We start from the raw sequence: 23,253 nt of genomic DNA on the forward strand, positions 1-23,253 counted from the left end.
AAAACAGAGTGACATGGTCAATACAATTGTATTCGCGTTTGTTTATTTAATTGGAATAGCCATTCTTTTAATATTTAATGAACTCAATTACCGGAGACTTAACGTGAAAGGCGAAATAACGCGTAAGTTTGCCCACTTCACAGGCACACTGGCGACAATTCCCTTTCCGTATATTTTTAGTTCACATTGGTACGTCATGATCCTTGCGGCTATTTTCTTCGCGGTTTTGTTGGCTACGCAGTACAGTAAACAACTGAAGTCAATTCACGATATTGAACGAAAATCAATAGGAAGTTACCTGTTGCCGTTTTCTATCTACATCACGTTTTTGATTTCCACCCTTTTTGAGAATAAATTTCTGTATATCCTGCCCATGTTGTTACTGGCTGTTTGTGACCCCATGGCGGCGATACTTGGTATGAGTGCGAAGAAAAACAATGGGAAGATTAAACTGTTTGGTGTAAAAACAGAAAAGACCATCATCGGATCGGTTGCATTTCTGGTCACCGGTTTTGTAATCAGCATTATCGCTCTTTATTTTCACAGGGCCGTATTCGATCTGAAGACATTCTGGCTGGCGCTGCTTGTAGCCGTAACCGGAACCCTGGCCGAAATAGCGGGCTGGCGTGGTTCCGATAATTTGAGCATTCCGTTGAGTGTTGTCATCATTCTGGCGCTTTTTCTGTAATGAAAACAATTTGTAAACCCGGATAAAGAAATAAAGCTATGTACTTTAATCGATTCAAGAAGACGATATACTATGAAGAGAATAATTATTAACGGGGCCAATGGCTATGTCGCCTCCAACTTTATCAACGAACTGCTTCGGCAGGATTACGAGGTCATCGCACTGGTGAGAGGAAGTCATAAGTATTCGGCTGATGACCGGATGAAAGTTGCTTTGGCCGAAATTAATGATGGCGTGTATAAAAAAACAGAAAAACTGAAGATATTCAATTATTCACTGCTCCACGACAATTTTTCGATGTCTGAAAAACAACTCGAAGAAATTTTCAGCCAGGATGCCGACTATTTTCATTTTGCTGCCAGCCTCAAGTTCGATTTTAAATCGAAGGAGGAAATATTCAATACCAACATCAACGGGATTGAAAATTCGCTGAAGGTATTTTCGAAGTATGCTACCGCCCGGTCGCGTTTCTTTTTTATCAGCACGGCCTACTCGTGCGGCAAGGCGCCGGGCCTGTTTCAGGAAACCTTTTATGAAAACGAAGAGATATCGGGTTTCAGGAATTACTATGAGCAATCGAAACGGTTTGCTGAAAACGTAGTCCGGAAATTTATCGACTCCCATCAGTTAAACGGGTATATTATTCGCTTGTCGCAGGTGGTTGGCCATAATAAAACGGGGGTTACCAAAACCGATTATGGTATTTTCGATTTCGCACGGAGAGTTCACAGCCTCGCGTTGCGGTATCCCCACAAAACCATCCGGGTGCGCGTTGATCCGGATTCAACTCAAAATCTGATCCCGATCGATACCGTTGTCAATTATTTGTTTCGGACGCTGGAAGTGCGTAATCTGCCTGTTATCATGAATTTTACGGCCCGAAATTCAATTAAAAATGCCCATATTATCAGCAGCTTGTCAAACTTGTTGCCTGTTCGCCTGATTGCTGATAAAACGCTTTCGAGGGCAGAAATGAATGCCTTGGAACGGGTTATCTCCATCGGCATGTCGTTTACCAGCAGCTATACCGATGTTAATATCTTGTTTGATACGAAAAATCTGGATTTACTTGTTTCGTCCAACGGAAATGAACCCAGCGAGCAAAGCGTGTATAAGATGCTCGAATATTTCATCCTTCAGTTGTCGGATAAGAAAAAAAGCAAGGTTTTCACCTCGGCTTCCTGATTCGGTCAGTCGAGTCCGGATCAATGAATAAATGAACGATTTTAATGTTGATTGTAAATGAAAAAAGTAATAGTAAAAGGCGAAAACATTTTAAATGTGCCTAATCTCATTAGTTTATACCGCCTCCTGGTCTTTCCGCTCATTCTGTTTTTTGCCCTGACCGGCCAGGAAAAATGGTTTGTCATTTTTTTGTGTATTAGCCTGATCAGCGATGTGCTTGACGGGAATATTGCGCGCTACTTTAAACTTCAGACCAATTTTGGCGCAGCGCTCGATAACCTGGCCGATATCTGTACTTACGCGATGGCCCTGCTGGGGTTGTTTCTTTTTAAGTGGGCGGACATCGAACCTCACGCCTGGATCCTGTATCTTTTCCTGTCGGTTTTTGTGCTGAGCTACCTGGTTTCATTCTACCGCTTTGGTAAAATACCGGGTTTACACCTCTATTCGGCCGTATCGGCAGGATATATCCAAAGCATATTCTTTTTCGTGTTGTTTGTCTTTGGCTTTTACCCCTGGATGTATTACCTGGCCGTAGGTTGGGGAGTTATCGCTTACATCGAGAAGATTTTTGTATTGCTGTGGCTCGACGATATAAAAATCGGGGTTAAAGGGTTCTATTGGTTGATGAAGGCAAAGAACAGCCATAATTGATTATTGCTATGTTGGTTCGGTTTGCGATACTTGTTTTAATCACTTTTGCCGGTTCAGGTATTTTTGCGCAGGAGGTTTCGGGTTACATCGAAGATGCCGCGAATAAAGAGCCTGTTCCTTTCGCGAATGTCTGGATTAAAGGAACACAGCGCGGAACGATGTCGGATATCAATGGGTTTTTTAAGCTTTCCGCTTCGACCAACGATATTATCAGTTTTTCTTCTGTTGGCTATATCCCTCAGGAAATACCGGTCAGGGATATAGCGGGCAAGCGGCTTACGGTTTTATTGGAACGGGATGTTCGCTTAATTCATGAAGTAACGGTAAAACCCGAAATTCCCCGGGCCAGGGTATTGTTTAATGAAATTCTCCGGCACAAAAAGGAAAACCGGGAAAAGGTACTTGGACTGACAGATTATAAGTCGGTGGAGAACACCACCGTGTACATTGCCGTGGATACAACTTCCCGGATGATTCGCTCTTTTGGGAACCTCGACGATATTACCGTAAAGATCGACAACCAGGACCTTCGGTTTTCGCCCGTTTACCTGTTCGAACAGGCACGTGATGTTGCCGGCAACCAGGCTGAAGTGGTCCATCATAAAAAGAACAGCATTTTCCCCCGGTTAAACCAGGCCTTTGAAAGTGTTATCCTGAAGAATGTCGTTGTCGATCTGGATTTCTACAAGGACCAGATCGTGATTCTGGACCGGGGTTTTATCTCGCCGCTGAGCAATTCGGCTTTGTCGCATTATAACCTGTATCTGAACGATAGTGTCATGATTGACAGTACAAAATATTTTAACTTTTCATATGCACCTAAAAACAAATATAATCAGCTGTTCTCGGGTCAGTTTGTGATTGAAGACGGCAGTTTTGCCTTAACCCGGATTGACGCTTACATTTCCAGGGAAGCCAATCTGAATTTTGTAAACGGTTTTCAGGGAAACGTTTCGTATAGCAAATTGCCCGACGGCAGGTGGTTTTATCATGAGCAAAAAATCGACATCAACCTGGCTTTGACGTTAAATAAAGATTCGGTATCGAATTACAGTTCGAAACGCGTTGAGCAGGTATCGAGCGGCAACTGGTTGATCAGCCGGTCAACCCGTTATTCCACATCCGAACGTCTTGAGCAGGTGAACGCAGGAATGTGGAAAAATCAGCCCGAATTTGCTTCCCGGAAACCCGAGACCGACTCCTATGCCCATGTTGACAAGATCAAAGAACATGATGTGGTGAAGGGCATTGATGCGATCGGGGGGATGGTGTTGACCAGCTATTTCAATGCCGGGAAAATCGATATCGGGCCTGTTTACGATATTTACAGCACCAATACCATCGAAGGCAGCCGTTTTTCGGTACCCTTGCGAACCAGTGAGAAACTGTTTAAGAATTTTTCGGTTGGCGGATTTTTAGGCTATGGTACCCGGAACGAAGAGTTCCAGTTTGGAGGGAACCTGGTTTATCAGCCGTTAAAAACCGACAAGTTTGTTTTCAGGTTTAATTATTCAAACGACTATGCCCTGGTTTCTCAGGATAAGTATCTCCGTTTCATTAAAAATAACCCCAACAACAAGGGTACGGGGAATTTCATAGCCATCTTCACCAGCAGGGAGGACAATCCCTATCTGAAAGATGAAGAAAGTTTTGAACTGCGGATGGAATACAATTCGCCGAACGGTACCCACCTTGAAGCGTCTCCTTACCTGTTGTCGAGCAAAAGTACGCCCGCGGTTTCGTTTGTGCGCGAAGGGGAAGTGTATAACAGCTATAAAAACTACGGCCTGTTGTTCGACGTCCGGTTTACATTCGGACAGCACTACGACAAGTATTATTTCGACCGGGTATATTATGTGAATCCGACACCGGTCGTCAACCTGAGTTGGGACATCGGGCAAACTTTACTGCCGGGAGAGAGTATGAGGAATTCGGGATTTTATGCTCAGTTTCACGGATCGGTGCAGGGGCGGATCAATATGGGGCAGATCTTTATGAATTATATTGTCAATGCGGGTTATCTGTTTGGCGATGCGCCGTACGATTTGCTCGATCAGCCGGTCGGCTCCATGTCGCTTGGGTATGCGAAAGACCGTTATAACCTGCTGCATTTTGCATCCTTTGCCCACAACCTGTACACCAACACGCACCTGCATTTCAACGGGGGAGGTGTGATCCTTAACCGGCTTCCGCTTGTCAGGAAGATGAAATTGCGCGAAATTCTTTCTGTTAAATTTCATCACGGTAAATTGGACGATTCCTATAAAGGGGTGTTTGATTTGCCCGGCTATTATACAAACGAATTTAAATCGCCTTACGCGGAAATTGGTTTTGGCGTAACAAATATTTTCAAGGTGTTACGTGTCGAATACGTTCATCAACTCAACCCGGAGTATAAAAACAGGAACTTTACGGATAATGGCGGTCTCCGTCTCAGGGCAGAGATGAGTTTTTAAAGGCGTAAACCGCCGGATGATCGTATTGTGTCAGGATAATCTTTTGAAGAGGATGATAAATTACGGATTTAGGTATGAATTTAGATTTTTTATTTGCAACTTTTGTTCGTTAAACGAACCGGGAACGATATGAAGAACCTTAAGGATAAAGTGGTCTGGATTACAGGCGCATCATCCGGGATCGGGGAAGAGCTGGCCTACGCCTTTGCCCGCGAAGGGGCATTCCCGGTATTGTCGGCCCGGAATGCAGATAAACTTGAGCAGGTAAAGGCCAAATGTTTAATATTTACCTCAACCTGCTGGGTTCAACCTGCCGATCTTTCAGATATCAATTCGCTGAACGGTGTGGTGAACGCTGTTTTGGCGCAAGCCGGTCACATCGATGTGCTGGTTAACAATGCCGGCCGGAGCCAACGCTCACTGGCGAAAGAAACACCGCTGGAAATCGACCGGATCATCATGGAACTTAACTTTTTCAGCGTGGTGGCACTAACCAAGCTGGTGTTGCCGCATATGCTTAAAAATAAATCGGGGCATCTGGTTGTGATCAGCAGCATTTCCGGGAAATTCGGCTTCCCGCTGCGAACAGCCTACACGGCCTCAAAACACGCGGTACAGGGATATTTTGAAGCGCTGAGAGCCGAGTTGCTCAACGAAAAAATTAATGTAACGATTATTTCACCGGGCAGGATCAGAACCGGTATTTCACGAAATGCGATCATGGCAGATGGTCGTCCGTACGATAAAATGGATGACGGGCAGGCGAACGGAATGGCGCCGGATGTTTGTGCGGTCCAAATTGTGAAAGCCATAAAAAAAGACCGAAAAGAACGTCTGGTGGGGCGAAAAGAAATTCTGATGGTTTATATCCGGCGGTTTATTCCGGCCTTATATTATAAAATAGTCACCAAAATCAGTCCTGAATGAAGACAAAAAGTCGTATTGACATGGAAAAAAATATTTGCGGCATTCAACAAATCGGAATCGGCGTGGCAGATGCCGGGGAAGCCTGGAAATGGTATCGTGGTGCCTTTGGAATGGATATCAATGTGTTTGAAGACACGGCTACCGCGAAACTCATGTTGCCATACACCAACGGCCAAGAGTGCAGGCGCTACGCGGCGCTGGCCATGAATATGGAAGGCGGCGGTGGTTTCGAGATCTGGCAACATACCGATATGCTTTCCAAACCGCCTGTTTTTAATGTGCAGTTGGGCGACTGCGGCATATACATCTGCAAAATGAAATCACGGAATATCAGGCAGGCATTTGAGGGACACCAGGCCAAAGGGCTGGATCTCATCGGAACCTTATGCCCGGACCCGCAGGGCCGTCTGCATTATTACCTCCGCGATCCGTACAACAATATTTTTGAAATTACCGAAGATTCGTCGTTTTATCTGAAACAAAAATCGTTGACCGGAGGGGTTGCGGGCGCAGTGATCGGGGTTTCAGATATCGATGAAGCTAAAAAAGTATATGCTGATATTCTTCAGTACAGTCAGGTTGTTTTTGATGAATCCGGTCGGTTTGATGATTTTGCCGCCTTACCCGGCGGAAATGAGACCTACCGGCGGGTTTTACTGAAACACCAACCCCGGACCGGGCCATTCAGTAAACTGCTGGGCCCGACCCGGATTGAACTGGTTCAGCCGCTCGATCGTCGTCCGAAAAAGATCTACCAGGACCGGATTTGGGGTGAACTGGGTTTCATCCACATTTGCTTCGATATTATGGGAATGGACTTTTTGAAGCAGGAATGTGAACAGAAAGGTTTCCCGTTTACCGTAAACAGCGCCGATAGTTTCGACATGGGTTCTGCTGCCGGTCATTTCTCGTACATCTCCGATCCGGACGGCACACCCATTGAGTTTGTTGAGACACACAAACTTCCCATCATCGAAAAGCTCGGATGGTATATGAAACTAAAAGGGAGAGACCCGAAAAAATCGCTTCCAAACTGGATGATTAATACCTTGAAATTTAGCCGGGTTAAGGATTAAGAAGTAACTGTTTAATGTTTTTTTAAACTTTTTAGCAAAACAATTGATTAATTTTGTGACTGATCAAGCTGTTTTAATCGCTGTTTAAAATTCGTAGGCAATGAAAAAGTTAATTCCCTTTATGCTCTTTTTCGTGCTTGTTAACTGCTGTCTGGCACAGAAAAAGGAAAAAGCAAAGCTGCCGGAAGAACAAATCCAGGTCAATAAAGAGTTTGACGAAAACGGTAACCTGATTCGTTTCGACTCAACTTATGTCTGGAGCTGGTCTTCAGATTCAGCTAATCTGAACACGTTTAACCTGGATGCTATCCGCAGGGAAATGGAAAATATGTTCGGCGGCAGTTTCCAAAATTTCTTTTCCGATTCAATTTTCGGAGGACAAAGTCCGTTCCCCGGAATGCCTGATTTTTTCGGTAGCCCCGGCTTCGATTCAATGAATCCGTTTGGACAATGGTTTAACGACAGCGCCTTAAACCTGATACCCGATTCATTCTCACTCTTCAACCTCGACCGATTTCGCGAAGATATGATGAAACAGTTTGGCGGCTTTGCTCAGCCCGATTCCATGCCTTTTCAACTGAAAGAGCTGCCTGACATGCAAAATTTTGATTATCTTTTTGGCCCGGAGCACTATGAGCGCCTGAAAAAAGAGTTTGACCAGTTCAAACAGCAAAAACCGGAGAAGTAAGCCGGTGCTTTTTTAACGTCGTCAAGCCTAAAGTTTCAAGTTCCAAGTTTCACTCCTTTGCTGGCGAACTTTCCCTCAAACCGTACCGGTTTCCCTCGACGTTCGAGAGAGCCTTTTACATGAATTGTGTAAGCCTTCTGCACGACTCGTGGAAGCCTTTCGCATGATCCGTATAAGCCCTTTGCACGACACGTGCAAGCTACTTGCATGAAGGCTGTAAGCGCTTTAAACGACCCGTGGAAGCCTTTTCCATACACCACGGAAGCCTTTTCCACGGTGTATGGAAGGCAAGGTCCGGAGAATACGAAAACAAGAGTTTGCTGGCAGCAGTCGCCTTTTACTTTGGTACTTTGTCACTCAGGTGCTTTTTTGAACTCTATAATTACCCCCAAATTTAGGACAACAGAATTAATTTGAAATTATTAAAATTGTTGTCTATGAAAAGCAGAAGGAAATTTACAGCAGAATTTAAAGCCAAGGTGGCCGTCGAAGCCGTGAAAGAAAGGGAAAGCATCGCGGAACTGGCCAAGCGTTATGATCTTCATCCCAACCAGATCACCAACTGGAAGCGGGAGTTTTTAAATAAATCCTCAGTTGTTTTTTCGGAAGGATCAACCAAGGGTGACAAATCGGAAGACAAGGAAAAGCAGAAGCTGTACGAGGTGATTGGCCAGCAAAAGGTAGAGATTGATTTTTTAAAGAAAGCCTTGTCATGAAAGCCAGTCCCGCAGAGCGGCGCAAGATTGTTGACAAGGCCCGCCACAAGCTCAGTATCAAGCGGCAGTGTGAACTGCTGGGCATTCATCGTTCCGGGTACTATTATAATTTACAGGAAAAGCAAGAAGATGCCTTCAACCTTGAATTGATGAAACTGATCGATCAGCATTACCTGAAACATCCCTATATGGGAGTTCCGTCGATGACCCAATGGTTGGTCCGGGATATGGGGTTTCAGGTCAATCATAAGCGGATAGCCAGGTTATACCGGTTGATGGATTTGTCGGCAATCGTTCCGGGCCCGCATACCTCAAAAGGATGTAAAGAGCATAAGAAGTATCCCTATTTGCTGCGCAGCCTTGTCATTGAGCGGCCCAACCAGGTTTGGGGGATCGATATCACGTATGTTCCGGTCAGGCATGGCTATTTGTACCTGGTGGCCATTATTGACCTTTTTAGCCGTTTTGTGGTTGGATGGTCCCTGTCCAACACGATGGAATCCGAATGGGTACTGGAGACGGTCAAAGAGGCTATCAGCCAACATGGCAAGCCCGAAATAATCAACTCAGACCAGGGCAGCCAGTTTACCAGCGAGTTGTACACCGGTTTTCTGACAGGTGAAAATATCACCATCAGCATGGATGGACGGGGCCGTGCCACGGACAATATCTTTATTGAAAGACTGTGGCGCAGCCTGAAATACGAAGATATTTATCTGAATGCCTATGAAACGGGGCCCGAACTCTATATGGGGCTGAAACGATACTTTCATTATTACAATCAACAAAGACGGCATAGTTCGTTGGCTTACCAGGTTCCAGCAGAGATTTTCCAGGCAGCCTGATGAGTTATAAACAAAAACCAGAGATGTTGACAAAAGAAAAAAGTAGCCAAAAAAGAAAAGGTGTTAATAACCAGAATAACTCTCCGCTTCTCTGCGAGTTATTTCCGGTTGTTAACACCATTGCATCATCATTATCATCAAACTTAGTTTTATATTTATCCTGTCCTAAGGATGGGGGGAAGCATACTCCTTCAAGCCGCAAGCTGCAATAATCAATGACCAATTATCTAATTACAAGCTGATGTTTGTGGGTTTTCGCCCAATACAGGTATCTTTGCCTAAAAAGTACAATTTATGACCGGAAAAGATTTGCGGATTGTTTTTATGGGTACGCCCGATTTCGCGGTGGCCAGTTTACAGGCCCTGGTTGAAAATGGCTATCAGGTCGTCGGGGTGATTACAGCTCCGGATAAACCAGCCGGCCGCGGGCGACAGGAACAGGAGTCGGCTGTGAAACACTATGCGGCAAAAAAAGGTTTGCCCATCATGCAACCGGAGAAACTGAAAAATCCTGATTTTATCCGCGAGCTGGAAAGTCTGAATGCTGATTTGCAGGTGGTGGTGGCTTTCCGGATGCTGCCCGAAGCGGTTTGGGCCATGCCCCGCATGGGAACCTTCAACCTGCATGGTTCTCTTTTGCCGCAGTACCGGGGCGCAGCTCCCCTGAACTGGGCTATTATCAACGGAGAAAAAGAAACCGGGGTTACCACCTTCCTGCTTTCTCACGAAATTGATACGGGGGCTATTCTTTTCCGTGAAAAAATAACCATTGCCGACAACGATACGGTAGGCGATATTCACGACCGGTTAATGGAAATTGGCGCCGGGCTGGTTGTGAAAACGGTAGATGCACTGGCTTCGGGGAATTATTCTCCCGTCGAACAGCATGACGTTAAGACCGATGAATTGAAACCGGCCCCGAAAATCTTTAAGGAAGATTGTCGCATCAACTGGTCGAGACCCGGGCAACAACTGCGTAACCTGATCCGGGGACTTTCGCCTTATCCGACTGCCTGGACCGAACTGACTGATGAAAACGGACAGACCCTTGTGCTGAAGATCTTCGCAGCTACCTTTGAGCCCGGTGTTCCATCTGCTGCGGGAACGATCCGGTCTGACGGGAAAACATACCTGAAAATTGCCGCCGCCGATGGTTGGCTAAATCTGACGGATTTACAGCTGTCCGGTAAAAAGCGAATGAACACAGTCGATTTTTTAAGGGGATTTCACCGGATTGAACACCACACTGTAAAATGAAGAAAATCCTTTTTATAGCGTTGAAAATAACCCTGTGCCTTTTTTACCTGGCCTTGAGTTTTTTATTCTTTTATATCGACTTCTTCATTTTCAAATACGTTATTTGGGCATCATGGAAAAGCGGTAGTCTGCAATTGCATGAAACACTGAATATTTTTGTATTCAGTTTCAGCAACAATATGGCTTACCTGCCTTTTTTTGTGTATCTGGCAGCAGGCTTGCTTTTTCTGGCGCTGTCAATACGGATGTTTTACCGTGGATTTCTGAATCATTAATTCTGAGGTTTCTTGTTTCTCAGGTAAATCACAGTCCCTTCGCGTGGTTCGGTATTTGGACTCATCCGGTTCATCCGGTATAGGTTTTTGAGTTTGATCCCGTAGCGTTGCGAAATAAAGTGCATGCTGTCGTCATGTTCAAACACGTGTACGTTGTTGTTTTTATGCGCTTTGTTTCGTTTTGGTTCGATGTAGAGAATTTCGTTCTCGTACAGCCGTCTGTTTTTCGGGAAGTCGTTGTACTGGAAGATCTCCCAGGTTTTCATGTTTAGTTCTTCCGCGATTTTACTGATGCTGTCGCCGTTTTTAACGACAATTGATTTCAATCCGTTTCGCGATACAATTTTTCGTGACTCGTAAGGGTTGATCAGCGGGCCTCCCCCGTTTGTCCCGTTCGATCCGTTATTGTTGTTGATGCGGGCCAGTTGCCGGCCGTCAATCACCTGGTCGTAGATGTACAGCTTATATTCTTCAATAATCCGGATCAGGCGTTCGGCATAATGCGGATTTGTGGCATACCCCGCCTTTTTTAGGCCGTGGGCCCATCCTTTATAATCGGTAATCTCCAGATTAAATAAAGCGCTATAGCGTGGATTGGCCGACAAAAAGTTACTGTGGTCAACAAACGATTCTTCCACGGTTTTATAACTACGGAAGCATTCATTCCGCATATCATCATCGTGGTAAACGCGCTTACCGGTCCAGTCGCTTTTACATTTAATGCCAAAATGGTTATTCGATTTCCGGCTGAGTTCGCTATTCCCGTCGGCCGATTCGAGACAAGCCTGGGCCAACTTGATGCTGGCCGGAATACCCGTACGCTGCATTTCGTGAACGGCCAAGGTACGGTAAGCTTGGATGTATTCTTCGCGGCTGTATTTGCGTTGAGAAAAACTACTGATGAAAATTATGCTGAGGAAAAAACTTGCAAAAATCTTTCTGATCATAACGATATAAATTTAGACAAAAATAAGAATTACCCTGAAATAGCCTAATCTGGCGAAAGTGCATTTAAAAATGTACTTTTGGGAAAAGACTTATTTTATGAAAACAAAAGAAATCAAAATTCTTATTCATCAATACAGTCGTCTTGAAGAGTTAATAACAAACGATCGTGAATTAATTCTGGCTGCCCGTGAAATTGCAAAAAAAGCATATGCTCCATACTCCGGTTTTAAAGTAGGCGCAGCGCTCCGGATGGAGGATGGCAGCATCATTGCCGGGAATAACCAGGAGAATGCGTCATCGCCAATCGGTACCTGCGCCGAGCGTTCTGCCTTATTTTGGGCAAATTCCAATTTCCCGGAAAAAGCGGTTGCGGCTATCGCCGTCACGGCCATCGATCAAAACGGGCAGCGGGCAAAAAGTTTAAGTCCGTGCGGGGCCTGTCGCCAGGCCATGCTCGAAACACAGTCGCGCTTTGCAAAACCCATCCGCATTTTACTCGAAAGCCGCGAACTGATTGAAGAACTGACGAATGTTGAAAGTTTATTGCCTCTCAGCTTTAACGGGAATTCGTTGAAAGCAGGCGTTTAAACGAAGCTCAAAAAACTCCTGTCAATGGACAATAACCTGACATACATCACCCGAAAACTCCGGGAAGGGGACGATGATACCTACGTTTTTCTGTTCCGTAAATATTATGTGCCGCTTTGCTCGTATGCCCGGCGTTATGTGGGGCGCAAGGATGTGGCTGAAGAAATTGTCTCGGAAACCTTTTTCAACATTTGGCGAAACCGGGCAACGCTCGAAATCAGGTCGTCGGTGAAAGGATACTTGTTTCATGCCGTTTGTAACAATTCGTTAAACTACCTCCGAAAACTGAAGAAAGAGGAAAACCTGGATCATTTTTTTAAAGAGAATGCTGCGGAAAACAGTCATTTTATCCTTGCTTCCGAAGAACTTCCTTTCGATAGTCTGCTACTGAAAGATTTGACAAAAACCATTGATGACGCGGTTGCTTCGCTTCCACCTCAGCAACAAACCGTATTCAGGCTGAAACGCTACGAAGGCAAAAAGAACGGAGAAATTGCAGAAATAATGGGCCTTTCAGTAAAAACGGTTGAAATGCACTTATCGAAAGCATTACTGTCGCTCCGTAAAAACCTGAAAGATTATTTGCCCGAATTTCTTCTTTTTCTGTTCCTCAACAGCATTTTCTAAAGCATAAAACCGGGAACTGATTTTTTTTACTCCCCCAATACAGGGTCTTTGCCTGTTTTTGCATCATCACTTTTGAATACGATAGCTATGCATACAGATCAGAACATCCATCAGTTGATTATTCGCGTGTTTGCCGAAGAAGCAAACGCCGAAGAAAGACAAATAGTTGCCAACTGGCTGGCCGATGATGCCGGGAAACAAAAAATTTTTAACGAGTTGAAAGAAATCTGGCTAAGTTCAGGAATTGAACACAATCCGGACAGCTACGAGATCGAAAAGGCGATTCAAAAATTTCTGTGGAAAACGTCTCTTCTGAAAGAAAGAGATGCCCGGAAAAACCGCATTTACCAATTTGCCCGTTACGCTGCAATTTTGTTGCTGACCCTGACGATTCCGGTCGCGTATTATTTAGGGACGAAATTAACGGTTGGCACCGATACCCTGACAACCATCACCTGCGATTTGGGCGATAAAACTGCCGTTGTATTGCCCGATAGTTCCCGCGTAATTCTTAATTCGGGAAGTAAGCTCACCTTCAATAATAATTTCAAAAACGGATCCCGTCAGGTGATGTTGGAAGGCGAAGCCTATTTCTCGGTGCGTAAAGATCCCCGGAATCCTTTCCGGGTGAACACTTCCGCCATTGATATCGAAGTTCTGGGTACGGAGTTCAACCTGAAAGCCTATGCCGGTGAGGCGACTACCACAACCACTTTGGTTAGCGGGAGCCTGAAAGTGACCGGAAACAACAAATCGACCATCATTGAGCCCAGCCAAAAGCTGATTTTCGATAAAGAAAGCCGGCAAATGCAGGTCGTGGAGTTGGCCGACCTGTCGCCCGAAACCGAATGGAAAGACGGACGGTTGGTTTTCCGTAACCAATCGCTGGAAGAGTTGGAACACGAACTGGAACGATGGTTTGATGTGGAGATTGAGTTTGCCGATGAGCAGGTGAAAAACCGACGCTTTACCGGAACCGTGGAACGTGAGAGTATTTTGGAAGTCATATCATATTTTGAACGGTCGAAATATGTAGCTTGCCGAATAACGAACAATGTAATTACCTTTTATACAAAATGATAAAACGAATATGCCTATGAATTGAGTGACTCGTAAAAGGAAGAAAGGGAAGTGCGACCAACACCCCCCTTTCTGAAAAATTAAACCAAAGTTTAACTTTAGAAACTATCCAAATTTATGAAAATTAATCTAATTAAACTGCCTGACTCTTATGCCGGGCAATTAAAAAAAATCTATTTAGTCATGAAACTAAGCTGGCTATTGATTTTGACAATTTGTCTGCATTCCACCGCTTCGGTTTGGTCGCAAACCACCAGTATATCGTTGAGCAAGAGCAATACCACCCTTCATGAATTGTTTATTGCTATTGAGAACCAAACCGGTTACCGTTTTTTTTATAACAACGACGATGTGGATGTTTCACAAAAAGTGACCGTAAATGTTTCCGGTAAACCCATTGGCGAGATCCTGACCCAGGCCTTTAAAGATTTGCCATATACCTTTAAGGAGATGGAAAACAGGTTAATCCTCATTGAAGGTCATGCCGCGAAAACGGGAGTTCCTTCGTCTCAGCAATCAAGGACAGTAAGTGGAAAAGTAACCGATTCGGCCGGAGTTCCGATCCCGGGAGCTGCTGTGGTCATCAAAGGAACAACCAACGGAACCATCACCGACATGGACGGAAATTATTCTCTCCGGCAAGTACCCGATGACGCAGTCCTGTTATTTTCGTTTGTTGGAATGAAACCACAGGAAATACCCATTCGGGACAGGTCGACCATTATGGTGGTGATGGAAGAAGAAATGGTTGGGATCAGCGAGGTGGTGGTCACAGCCCTCGGTATCGAGCGGGAATCGAAAACACTTTCCTATCATGTCCAGAAAATTGATGCCCAGGAGATTGTTGCGGTCAAGGACGCCAGTTTTGTAAACAGCCTGACCGGTAAAGTGGCAGGGGTTACCATCAACAGCAGTTCTTCGGGAGTCGGGGGGTCATCGCGTGTGATTATGCGGGGTGTTAAATCGATCTCCGGAAACAACAATGCCTTGTATGTGATCGATGGGATCCCGATGCCGAATCTGTCGGGTGGACAACCGGATGATATTTTTTCCGGTGCAGGTCAAACCGGCGACGGCGTGTCGAACATCAATCCCGACGACATTGAAAGTATTTCGGTGCTTAGCGGTCCGTCGGCAGCTGCCTTGTATGGTAGTTCCGCTTCGAACGGCGTTGTTTTAATCACGACTAAAAAAGGGCAAAAAGAGAAATTATCGGTAACACTGGCCAATACCACCCTGTTCTCGTCGCCATTAATTTTACCTAAATTTCAGAACACCTATGGACAGACAGAACCCGGCAGTTATTACAGTTGGGGCGAAAAACTATCAGCCCCGTCAACTTACAAGCCATCCGATTTTTTCCAGACAGGCGTCAATTTATCCAATTCAGTCAGCTTGTCTACCGGTTCGGAGCACAACCAAACCTACGTGTCGTTCGGAACGGTAAATTCTCAGGGTATTATTCACAATAACAACTACGATCGATATAATTTCTCGGTCAGGAATACATCTGTTTTTTTCAACGATAAGATGACGATGGACCTGGGTTTTATGACCAGCAGCGTGAGAGAACAGAATATGATTTCGCAGGGGCAATACTTCAACCCGCTGGTTGCGGTGTACCTGTTTCCTCCGGGCGACGATTTTTCGAAAGTGGAAATATATGAGCGGTATGATGCGTCGCGTAATTTCAAAACCCAGTTTTGGCCCTATGGCGACCAGGGCTTGTCGATACAGAACCCGTATTGGGTGACCGAGCGGGGTAAGTTTATCAATCATAAAGAGCGCTACATGACCAATGCAACGCTTAAGTACGAGTTTGCCGACTGGGTGAATCTTTCCGGCCGGGTTAAAATGGACCGGAACAACGACCGGTATGAGAAAAAATTCAGCGCTTCTACCAATACCTTATTTGCATCAGAAAACGGGTATTATTCGCTTAATGAAACCGAAACCCGTCAAATATACGGCGAGGCCTTGTTAAGTATTAATAAATATTTCTACGATCAAACCCTGGGCTTGGTCGCAAATATTGGTTCGAGTATTGAAGATATTCTGCACAACCAGGACATGTACGGGGGAAAACTTCACGGTGTTGCCAATCTGTTTACTTATTCCAATGTGAATACTTCCACATCCGAATCATCGCAGAGCGGGTACCGCAAGCAAAAACAATCGGTTTTTGCCAGTGCGCAATTAGGTTACAAGAGTTTGGCCTACCTCGATTTGACGGCCCGTAACGATTGGGCTTCCACCCTGGCTGAGTCGGATACCAAATCTTTTTTCTATCCGACGATTGGCCTTTCAGGAATTGTGACTGATATATTTGACATTGATACCGATATCATGCCGTTCATGAAACTGCGTGTTTCTTATTCGGAAGTGGGTAACGAACCGGATTTGTTTCTGACAATTCCTACCTATGCCGTTGCCAGCGGTTATCCGCAAACACAAACCCGGATGCCTAACACCGACCTGAAGCCTGAACGTACAAAATCATGGGAAACCGGGATGAATTTTGTTTTCTTCAAAAATAAACTAAAACTGGATGCGACGGCATATAAATCAAGTACTTATAATCAGTTCTTCGAACCCACTTTGTCCTCTTCTTCCGGTTATACCAGCGTGATTGTGAATGCGGGACGGATCGACAATAAAGGCGTGGAAGTTTCGGCCAGGTTCAACGACCAGTTTGGCAAGCTTGATTTTAGTTCATACCTGATCTATTCCCTCAACCGGAATAAGATTGTAGAGCTGTTACCGGGCTGGACCAATCCGGTAACCGGCGAAGTGATCTCCTTGTCGGAACTGGATATGGGAGGTACCGGGAGTTATAAAATGGTCTTAAAAGAAGGCGGATCGATGGGGGCGATTTACGTTAATACGCTCCGGGTTGACGAGCACGGAGCAATTTATGTCCATCCATCGGATCAGGTCGTGGTGCCCGATGCCAATAATTTTGTTTACGCCGGAAACAGTAATCCGAAGTATCATATAGGCTGGGGAAATAATTTGAGATGGAACGGCATTTCACTCGGATTTTTAGTTACTGCGCGTGTCGGCGGTATTGTCGTCTCCAATACGCAGGCAATCCTGGATGCGTTTGGCGTATCAAAAGCCTCGGCTGAGGCGCGCGATGCCGGCGGGGCCCTGGTCAACGGAAGGCCCATCCCGGCTAAAGATTATTATCAAACGGTAGGCGGAGGCGCATCGGGGGGCATTGGCTCCATGTATTGTTACAGCGCCACCAACGTACGGTTGGGCGAAATGACCCTGGGATACAACGTTCCGGTAAAACGATGGTATAAATGGGTGAAAGAACTTAATGTCTCTCTGGTTGGCCGCAACTTGTTTTTCCTGTATAACAAGGCGCCTTACGATCCGGAGTTGACAGCAAATACCGGAACTTACTTTCAGGGTGTTGATTACTTCATGTCGCCAAGCCTTCGAAATGTCGGGTTTTCTGTTAAAGTTCAGTTTTAATAATCTAATTGAAAAGAATTATGATGGTGAATAATATATTTTCATGGAAAAAGTTGCCTCTGCTTTTTGCAACGCTGATGTTACTTAGTCCGGCCTGTACCGATTCTTTCGGGGATTACAATACCAACCAGCACGAGGCCACGGAAGAGATGATGGCGCACGATAACCTGAAGACAGGCGCGTTTTTCACTCAAATGCAGCGAAATGTAGTTTTGTTTAAAGACGGAACAAATCTAAGCAGCGATTATCAGGTTGCTCAGGGGCTTACCAGCGACCTTTATTCCGGATACATCGCTCCGACCGGAACCTGGTACAGCGGGGTTCATAACGGCTCGTATTATTTTATCACAAACTGGATTGAAAAGACCTTTACTTCCGGCTTTTCGAGCGTTATGCCTGCCTGGCAATCCATCGTGGAAGTGGCTGCCGAACAGAAACTTCCCGAAATATCGGCTTTGGCTACTGTTGTTAAGGTTGCAGCCATGCACCGTGTAGCGGATACCTACGGCCCGATACCTTACCTGAATTACGGCAGCGGCTCGTTACAGAATAATTATGACGGGCTGGAAGATGTTTATGCGAGATTTTTCGAAGAACTCGACGATGCCATTGAAGTGTTGACCAACTATGTGGCAGGAAATCCTTCGTCCCGGATTCTTCAGAAATATGATCTTGTTTACGATGGCGATGCAACAAAATGGGTCAAGTTTGCCAATACGCTTCGTCTTCGTTTGGCCATGCGGGTGGTTTATGCCAATCCGACGCTGGCCCAAACAGAAGCCGAAAAATCAATCACCAACGCAATCGGTGTTATTACAGCAACCAATGAAAGAGCCGCCTTACAACGCTCGTCGAACCTGGTATACTACCATCCGTTGTACGATATTGCCTACAATTTCAATGAAGGGGAGGCCCGCATGAGCGCATCGATGGATGCCTATATGAACGGGTACAGCGATCCCCGTTTGCCGGCTTATTTTAAACCGGCAGCAGTCGACGGCGCTTTTCATGGCGTTCGCTTAGGCATCTCCACCTCGGTTTGGACCCGCTATGTTGGCGATAACATCTCCAATCTGAATGTGAATGAAAGCTCAACTGCGATTGTCTGGATGACCGCTGCCGAATCCTATTTCCTTCGCGCGGAGGGCGCTTTGCGTGGTTGGTCGATGGGGGGAACTGCCCGGGAACTTTATGAAAACGGAATTGCAGTTTCATTCGAAGAAAACAGTGTGCCGGGAGCGGCTAATTACATGGCCAATGACGTAAATGCCCCGATCCCGTTCACCGACAATGCAGAAGGATCAAGTTTCAATGCTCCCGCGCCAAGCGATATCACAATCGCCTGGAACGAAAGCGAAACCTTTGAACGGAACCTCGAACGGATCATCACCCAAAAGTGGATCGCCTTATACCCCGATGGCCCGGAAGGATGGGCCGAATTCCGGCGTACCGGCTATCCAAAACTCATTCCTGTTGTTTCGAACAACAGTAACGGCACCATTGATACAAACGTACAGGTCCGCCGAATCCCTTTTCCCCAGTCGGAGTATAATAATAACATGACCGGTGTGCAGGTTGGCGTTTCCAAACTGGGTGGCCAGGATACGGGTGGAACGAAACTTTGGTGGGATAAAAAATAATTCGGTGTTTCATGTTAAAATTTAAATACAATGAAAATGAAAATATTAGGTTTGTTCATACTCATCTCATCAATATTTGTCGTTGCAAGCTGTGAAACGGATATGGAAGCTTTGGAAATTCAAAAGCTGAAAACATACGACGAACAGTATTATGAAAATTTACGGGTTTTCAAGAAAAGCGATCATGAGATAAGTTACGCTTATTATGAAGCCTGGTCTCCGTTGGAAGGCGTAGAGGGATATAAAGATCCTGCATCCTGGGGAGAGCGTATTCTGGGATTGCCCGACAGTATCGATATCGTAAACCTTTGGATGGGCATACCTACCCCGGATACTCATCCGATCGCATACCAGGACATGAAGTTCTGTCAGGAAAAAAAAGGGATACGATTTGTCATGCACGGAGATGCTTCCCACTACAGACATAAATTCACGGTGGATGGCGTAGATTATGATATGTCGCAAACCGGTTTAACCGATGAGGTACTTTTGGCTTATACAAAGTTCATCGTAAATAGTGTGATAGACGGGGAACTGGATGGTGTGGATATCGACTGGGAGGGCTGGAGCGGCACTGATCTGGAACGACTTATAACCGAGCTTGGTAAATATTTCGGTCCGCAAGGTGAGGATCCTGAAAAACTACTTATTGTGGACTTTTTTAATAGTCGTCCTCCATTAAGCATAATTCCTTATTGCGATTATTTTGTCAGCCAATCCTACAGTAATCAAACCGGAGGGATCTATCACCCTCAGAATTTCCCTTACGAGAAAATGATTTATTGTGAGTCGTTTGGCGTTTTTTATGCTGACGGAGGCAAACTTCTTGATTATGCAAGATGGGAACCGGCAACCGGGCATAAAGGAGGTTGCGGCGTATTTTTCTTAGGGAGAAATTATTATTCTTCATCTGGCATACCTTATAACGAATTTCGGAAAGCTATTCAGATCATGAATCCAGCTGTTAAATAAATACAAGCCGAATTATTCAAGAATGATAAAATTAAGATGAACATGAAGACAAAAATATATTTAAGACTGACCCTTCTCGTAACAATTGGCATGTTCCTGCTGGCCGGTTGTACGTCAAAAGGAGATGATTTCGACTATGGCAAAGAGGTGATCCTGGTTACAGGAACTGATAGTAACCCGTTGATTAAGTTTGTTGTTGAAGATACGCCGGCGTCATATACCGTTACTGCTTCGGCAACCGGTAAGGTTTCGGAGGATGTGGTTGTGAAGTTTGCCCAGGATAATTCGTTGATTGAAGCCTACAACGCGAAGAATAAAACCAATTTTTTTGCCATCCCGGAATCGGCGATCCAGATCGACGGGACCCAGGGTATCATTAAAGCCGGAACGGCTTCATCAACCGGGATTACGGTACGTGTCGTATCTACCGAAGATTTTAAAGACGGCCGTACCTATGTGATCCCCATCACCATCGAGAGCGTCAGCGGAGGGAATATGGATGTACTGCCGGCGTCGAAAACCATTTTTTTGCGCGTGTCCCGCATCATTAATTTTAATTCGCTGGATATGACCAATACCTATTTCTATGGGAATTATTATGCCGAAACGCCGGTCGATCTTCCCATGTATACGTACGAAATTAAATGCTTAGTCAATCAGTGGCACCCCGGTAACGAACCCATCAGTCGCTTAAGCAACTTTGCGCCGATTGACGAGTCGGTGACCAACCTGCTCCGGTTTGGCGAAAACGGGCAGGACGTAAACTCCCTGCAATGGGTATCCCCGGGCGGAGGGCTGATCTCGTCTACCCGCTTCAATACAGGCCAATGGTATACCATTTCGCTGACATTCGACGGCAGCAATTATATCATGTATGTTGACGGAATTAAAGATGCCGAGCTTGCCGGAACCAAAGGAACTACTTTCCAGCGACTGGAACTGGGCATGTCGTGGTACGACAGCGGAAACCCGGGTACTTCTTATCCGTACAGACAACGATTCCTGGGACGTATCGCCGAAATCCGCTTGTGGAACCGCCCCTTGTCGACCAGTGAACTTCAAATTGGTCTTTGTGGTGTTGATCCCGAGTCGGAAGGTTTGGTGGCTTACTGGAAACTGAATGAAGGTGAAGGCCATATCTTTCACGACGCAACCGGAAACGGATTCGACATGGACTGGAGCAAGGCCTGGCAAAACGAAATACAGTACAACAAAAGCGGTTACGTCAAATGGTTGTTTGATGATAAAAATAAGTGCAGTCAATAGTAAAAAATGCAAAAATTACAGATATGAAAAAGATACTGAACTTGAAATATATTGTCATCAGTGTGGCTGTGTTTGGGGCTTTTCTGTTCCAATCGTGCAGCGAGGACGAAACATTCGATGTTACCGGCGCTACCGAAAATAAGGTTTATATCAATACTTACGCGTGGAGCCCGGCAAATACGCCCAAAAATACCTTTATGTACAAGGTAACCAATACACCAATCGGGAGTATTATTGCCAATACCGATCAGATTGAAGTGAAATTTGGGGTGCAATGTACACATGTGGCGCCGGAAAACCTCCGGGTTAAGTTTGAGACCGATCAATCGTTGATATCGGAAGGTTATATGGCCTTGCCCAATGGCGTAACCTTAAGCATGGACAAAACGGAACTGATCATTCCGAAAGGGACAACCAAATCCGCCGACAGCATAACGCTTTCCATCGATTCGGATAAACTAAATTTGCTGGCCGTGGCTACTTACATGGTTCCGGTTAAAATAGCATCGGTAAGCAATGGCAATTCGGCGGTCAGTTCAAACCTGAATGCCGTTTATCTGATGATTGAAACCACCGAATCGAACTGTTATAACTTTTCGGTAGCCAACGACATGACCGGGGCTTTAATTACCAGTAAAACCGGATGGACCGGAACTGTAAATGCCCCGCTGGTCAGTGGTACGCCTGCCAATATGCTCAATACGATGACTTCTTCCTACTGGCGGGTAAATCCGCAGGTATTCGACTGGTCGGTGGATATGGTCAGCGAACGGACAAACATTACCGGGATACGCATTCACACCAACAATGCAGCTTATAATTTTACTAAATTAAAAGTATTTTCCAGTACCGACGGAGTCAGTTGGACCTCTCAGGGGATCACCGAATTAACCATTGGGAACGCTTACCAGTATATTAAGTTCTACGAGCCGATAAATGCCCGCTACCTGAAATTTGAGGTATTGGGTTGGCGATCAACAACTCAGATCCGTGTGGCTTTATTCGATGTATACATTGCTATATAACGGATCAGGTTGTTATCAGCATAAATTTTGGTAATTAGCTGTGTTTTGAGAGAGGCGGTTTTCGTAGCCGGAAATCGCCTCTCTTTCCTCAAATGAATAACATGATGAGACGATTTATTCTGCTGCTGTTGCCGGCTGTTCTTTTGCCCAGCGCACTGTATCCACAGGCTGTTCCGTCAATGCTTTCTTTTGAAGAACGGGTGTTCGATTTTGGCGAAATTCCGGAGGAAAACGGCGAAGTGTCGCATACCTTTTTCTTTAAAAATACAGGCAAAATGCCGGTTATTGTTGATGAGGTGTTCAGTGGTTGCGGCTGTACCAGGCATGAATACTCCAAAGAACCTGTTTTGCCCGGTCAGAATGGGAAACTTATCATCACCTATCAGCCCCGTTATCGCCCGGGATTCTTTTCCAAAGAGATTGTTGTTCTTAGTAACAACCAAAAAAGTATTAACCGGCTGTGGATTAAAGGAACGGTTATTCCCTGCGGGCATCCGGTCGAAGAAGATTATCCCTATTCTTTTGGAAATGGCCTGTATTTTAACCTGAAGGTTTTGCCTTTTGGAAAGGTAGCGGAAGGAAAAGAAAAACAAATTAAGCTGCGTTATGCCAATGATACCGACAACCCAATGATCCTGAGTTTTATGGTTGAGGGTAATCAGCAGCAGATCCGGTTCACCAACCCGGGAAACCTGTTGCCCAAAGAACGGGGCGAAATGCTGTTCAGTTACAGTCTGCCAAAGGGGGTCAGAGGTGAAATCAGCATAGCCATTTATCCGGTCGTGAATGGCAAAAAATCGGAACAACCGCTCCAGGTGCGAATTACGGGAATTGATTGAAGGTTTTTATCTGAAAAT

General features: G+C 45.4%; 21 protein-coding genes. 20 read left to right on the top strand and 1 reads right to left on the bottom strand.

Annotation, left to right across the window (positions count from 1 at the left end; all coding sequences use genetic code 11):
* Positions 1 to 13: 13 nt before the first annotated feature.
* The 11 genes from ACOIT5_RS12780 (at position 14) to ACOIT5_RS12830 (ending at position 10,767) form a co-directional block, all read left to right on the top strand.
* Positions 14 to 688, top strand: a complete 675-nt coding sequence (locus ACOIT5_RS12780) for a diacylglycerol/polyprenol kinase family protein (RefSeq protein ID WP_423126545.1) — start codon at positions 14 to 16, stop codon at positions 686 to 688.
* Positions 689 to 760: 72 nt separating this feature from the next.
* Complete coding sequence (locus ACOIT5_RS12785) at positions 761 to 1,873, top strand: SDR family oxidoreductase (protein ID WP_423126546.1); 1,113 nt, start codon at positions 761 to 763, stop codon at positions 1,871 to 1,873.
* Between the two features lie 57 nt (positions 1,874 to 1,930).
* Positions 1,931 to 2,527 (top strand): CDP-alcohol phosphatidyltransferase family protein, encoded by a 597-nt coding sequence (locus ACOIT5_RS12790; protein WP_423126547.1) that lies wholly within the window; start codon positions 1,931 to 1,933, stop codon positions 2,525 to 2,527.
* An 8-nt stretch (positions 2,528 to 2,535) separates the two neighbouring features.
* Positions 2,536 to 4,983 carry a DUF5686 and carboxypeptidase-like regulatory domain-containing protein gene (locus ACOIT5_RS12795; protein ID WP_423126548.1) on the top strand — a complete coding sequence of 816 codons (2,448 nt, stop codon included), beginning with the start codon at positions 2,536 to 2,538 and terminating at the stop codon, positions 4,981 to 4,983.
* Positions 4,984 to 5,112: 129 nt separating this feature from the next.
* Complete coding sequence (locus tag ACOIT5_RS12800; protein ID WP_423126549.1) at positions 5,113 to 5,910, top strand: SDR family oxidoreductase; 798 nt, start codon at positions 5,113 to 5,115, stop codon at positions 5,908 to 5,910.
* Entirely contained in the window at positions 5,907 to 6,986 is a 1,080-nt protein-coding gene (locus ACOIT5_RS12805) for a VOC family protein (protein WP_423126550.1), read from the top strand. The genes ACOIT5_RS12800 and ACOIT5_RS12805 overlap by 4 nt, the downstream gene beginning before the upstream one ends.
* A gap of 100 nt (positions 6,987 to 7,086) precedes the next feature.
* Positions 7,087 to 7,674, top strand: coding sequence for a hypothetical protein (locus ACOIT5_RS12810; RefSeq protein WP_423126551.1), 588 nt, complete (start codon positions 7,087 to 7,089; stop codon positions 7,672 to 7,674).
* A 437-nt stretch (positions 7,675 to 8,111) separates the two neighbouring features.
* Positions 8,112 to 8,390 (top strand): transposase, encoded by a 279-nt coding sequence (locus tag ACOIT5_RS12815; protein WP_423126434.1) that lies wholly within the window; start codon positions 8,112 to 8,114, stop codon positions 8,388 to 8,390.
* On the top strand, positions 8,387 to 9,235 hold the full coding sequence (locus ACOIT5_RS12820) for an IS3 family transposase (protein ID WP_423126433.1): 849 nt from the start codon (positions 8,387 to 8,389) through the stop codon (positions 9,233 to 9,235). The genes ACOIT5_RS12815 and ACOIT5_RS12820 overlap by 4 nt, the downstream gene beginning before the upstream one ends.
* A 294-nt stretch (positions 9,236 to 9,529) precedes the next feature.
* On the top strand, positions 9,530 to 10,492 hold the full coding sequence (gene fmt / locus ACOIT5_RS12825; RefSeq protein ID WP_423126552.1) for a methionyl-tRNA formyltransferase: 963 nt from the start codon (positions 9,530 to 9,532) through the stop codon (positions 10,490 to 10,492).
* Positions 10,489 to 10,767: a hypothetical protein gene (locus ACOIT5_RS12830; protein ID WP_423126553.1), complete on the top strand. Its 279-nt coding sequence runs from the start codon at positions 10,489 to 10,491 to the stop codon at positions 10,765 to 10,767. Before fmt ends, ACOIT5_RS12830 begins: the two co-directional genes overlap by 4 nt.
* On the opposite strand, the gene ACOIT5_RS12835 is transcribed toward ACOIT5_RS12830, so the two are convergent.
* Entirely contained in the window at positions 10,764 to 11,714 is a 951-nt protein-coding gene (locus ACOIT5_RS12835) for a glucosaminidase domain-containing protein (protein WP_423126554.1), read from the bottom strand. The genes ACOIT5_RS12830 and ACOIT5_RS12835 overlap by 4 nt on opposite strands.
* Before the next feature lie 97 nt (positions 11,715 to 11,811).
* Here ACOIT5_RS12835 and ACOIT5_RS12840 point away from each other — a divergent pair, with 97 nt between their 5' ends.
* The 9 genes from ACOIT5_RS12840 (at position 11,812) to ACOIT5_RS12880 (ending at position 23,235) form a co-directional block, all read left to right on the top strand.
* Positions 11,812 to 12,303: a cytidine deaminase gene (locus tag ACOIT5_RS12840; RefSeq protein ID WP_423126555.1), complete on the top strand. Its 492-nt coding sequence runs from the start codon at positions 11,812 to 11,814 to the stop codon at positions 12,301 to 12,303.
* 24 nt (positions 12,304 to 12,327) lie between these two features.
* Positions 12,328 to 12,930: an RNA polymerase sigma-70 factor gene (locus tag ACOIT5_RS12845; protein ID WP_423126556.1), complete on the top strand. Its 603-nt coding sequence runs from the start codon at positions 12,328 to 12,330 to the stop codon at positions 12,928 to 12,930.
* An 87-nt stretch (positions 12,931 to 13,017) separates the two neighbouring features.
* Entirely contained in the window at positions 13,018 to 14,010 is a 993-nt protein-coding gene (locus ACOIT5_RS12850) for a FecR family protein (RefSeq protein WP_423126557.1), read from the top strand.
* 117 nt (positions 14,011 to 14,127) lie between these two features.
* On the top strand, positions 14,128 to 17,493 hold the full coding sequence (locus ACOIT5_RS12855) for a SusC/RagA family TonB-linked outer membrane protein (protein WP_423126559.1): 3,366 nt from the start codon (positions 14,128 to 14,130) through the stop codon (positions 17,491 to 17,493).
* A 20-nt stretch (positions 17,494 to 17,513) separates the two neighbouring features.
* On the top strand, positions 17,514 to 19,133 hold the full coding sequence (locus tag ACOIT5_RS12860; protein WP_423126560.1) for a RagB/SusD family nutrient uptake outer membrane protein: 1,620 nt from the start codon (positions 17,514 to 17,516) through the stop codon (positions 19,131 to 19,133).
* A gap of 30 nt (positions 19,134 to 19,163) precedes the next feature.
* Positions 19,164 to 20,105, top strand: coding sequence for a glycoside hydrolase family 18 (locus ACOIT5_RS12865; RefSeq protein ID WP_423126561.1), 942 nt, complete (start codon positions 19,164 to 19,166; stop codon positions 20,103 to 20,105).
* Positions 20,106 to 20,147: 42 nt separating this feature from the next.
* Positions 20,148 to 21,371, top strand: a complete 1,224-nt coding sequence (locus tag ACOIT5_RS12870) for a BT_3987 domain-containing protein (RefSeq protein WP_423126562.1) — start codon at positions 20,148 to 20,150, stop codon at positions 21,369 to 21,371.
* A gap of 23 nt (positions 21,372 to 21,394) precedes the next feature.
* Positions 21,395 to 22,396, top strand: coding sequence for a BT_3987 domain-containing protein (locus ACOIT5_RS12875; protein WP_423126563.1), 1,002 nt, complete (start codon positions 21,395 to 21,397; stop codon positions 22,394 to 22,396).
* A gap of 101 nt (positions 22,397 to 22,497) precedes the next feature.
* Positions 22,498 to 23,235, top strand: coding sequence for a DUF1573 domain-containing protein (locus ACOIT5_RS12880; protein ID WP_423126564.1), 738 nt, complete (start codon positions 22,498 to 22,500; stop codon positions 23,233 to 23,235).
* The last annotated feature ends 18 nt before the right edge of the window (positions 23,236 to 23,253 follow it).

Origin of the sequence: Gaoshiqia hydrogeniformans (assembly GCF_049347105.1) — a bacterium.
Taxonomy (GTDB): Bacteria; Bacteroidota; Bacteroidia; order Bacteroidales; family Prolixibacteraceae; genus Gaoshiqia; species Gaoshiqia hydrogeniformans.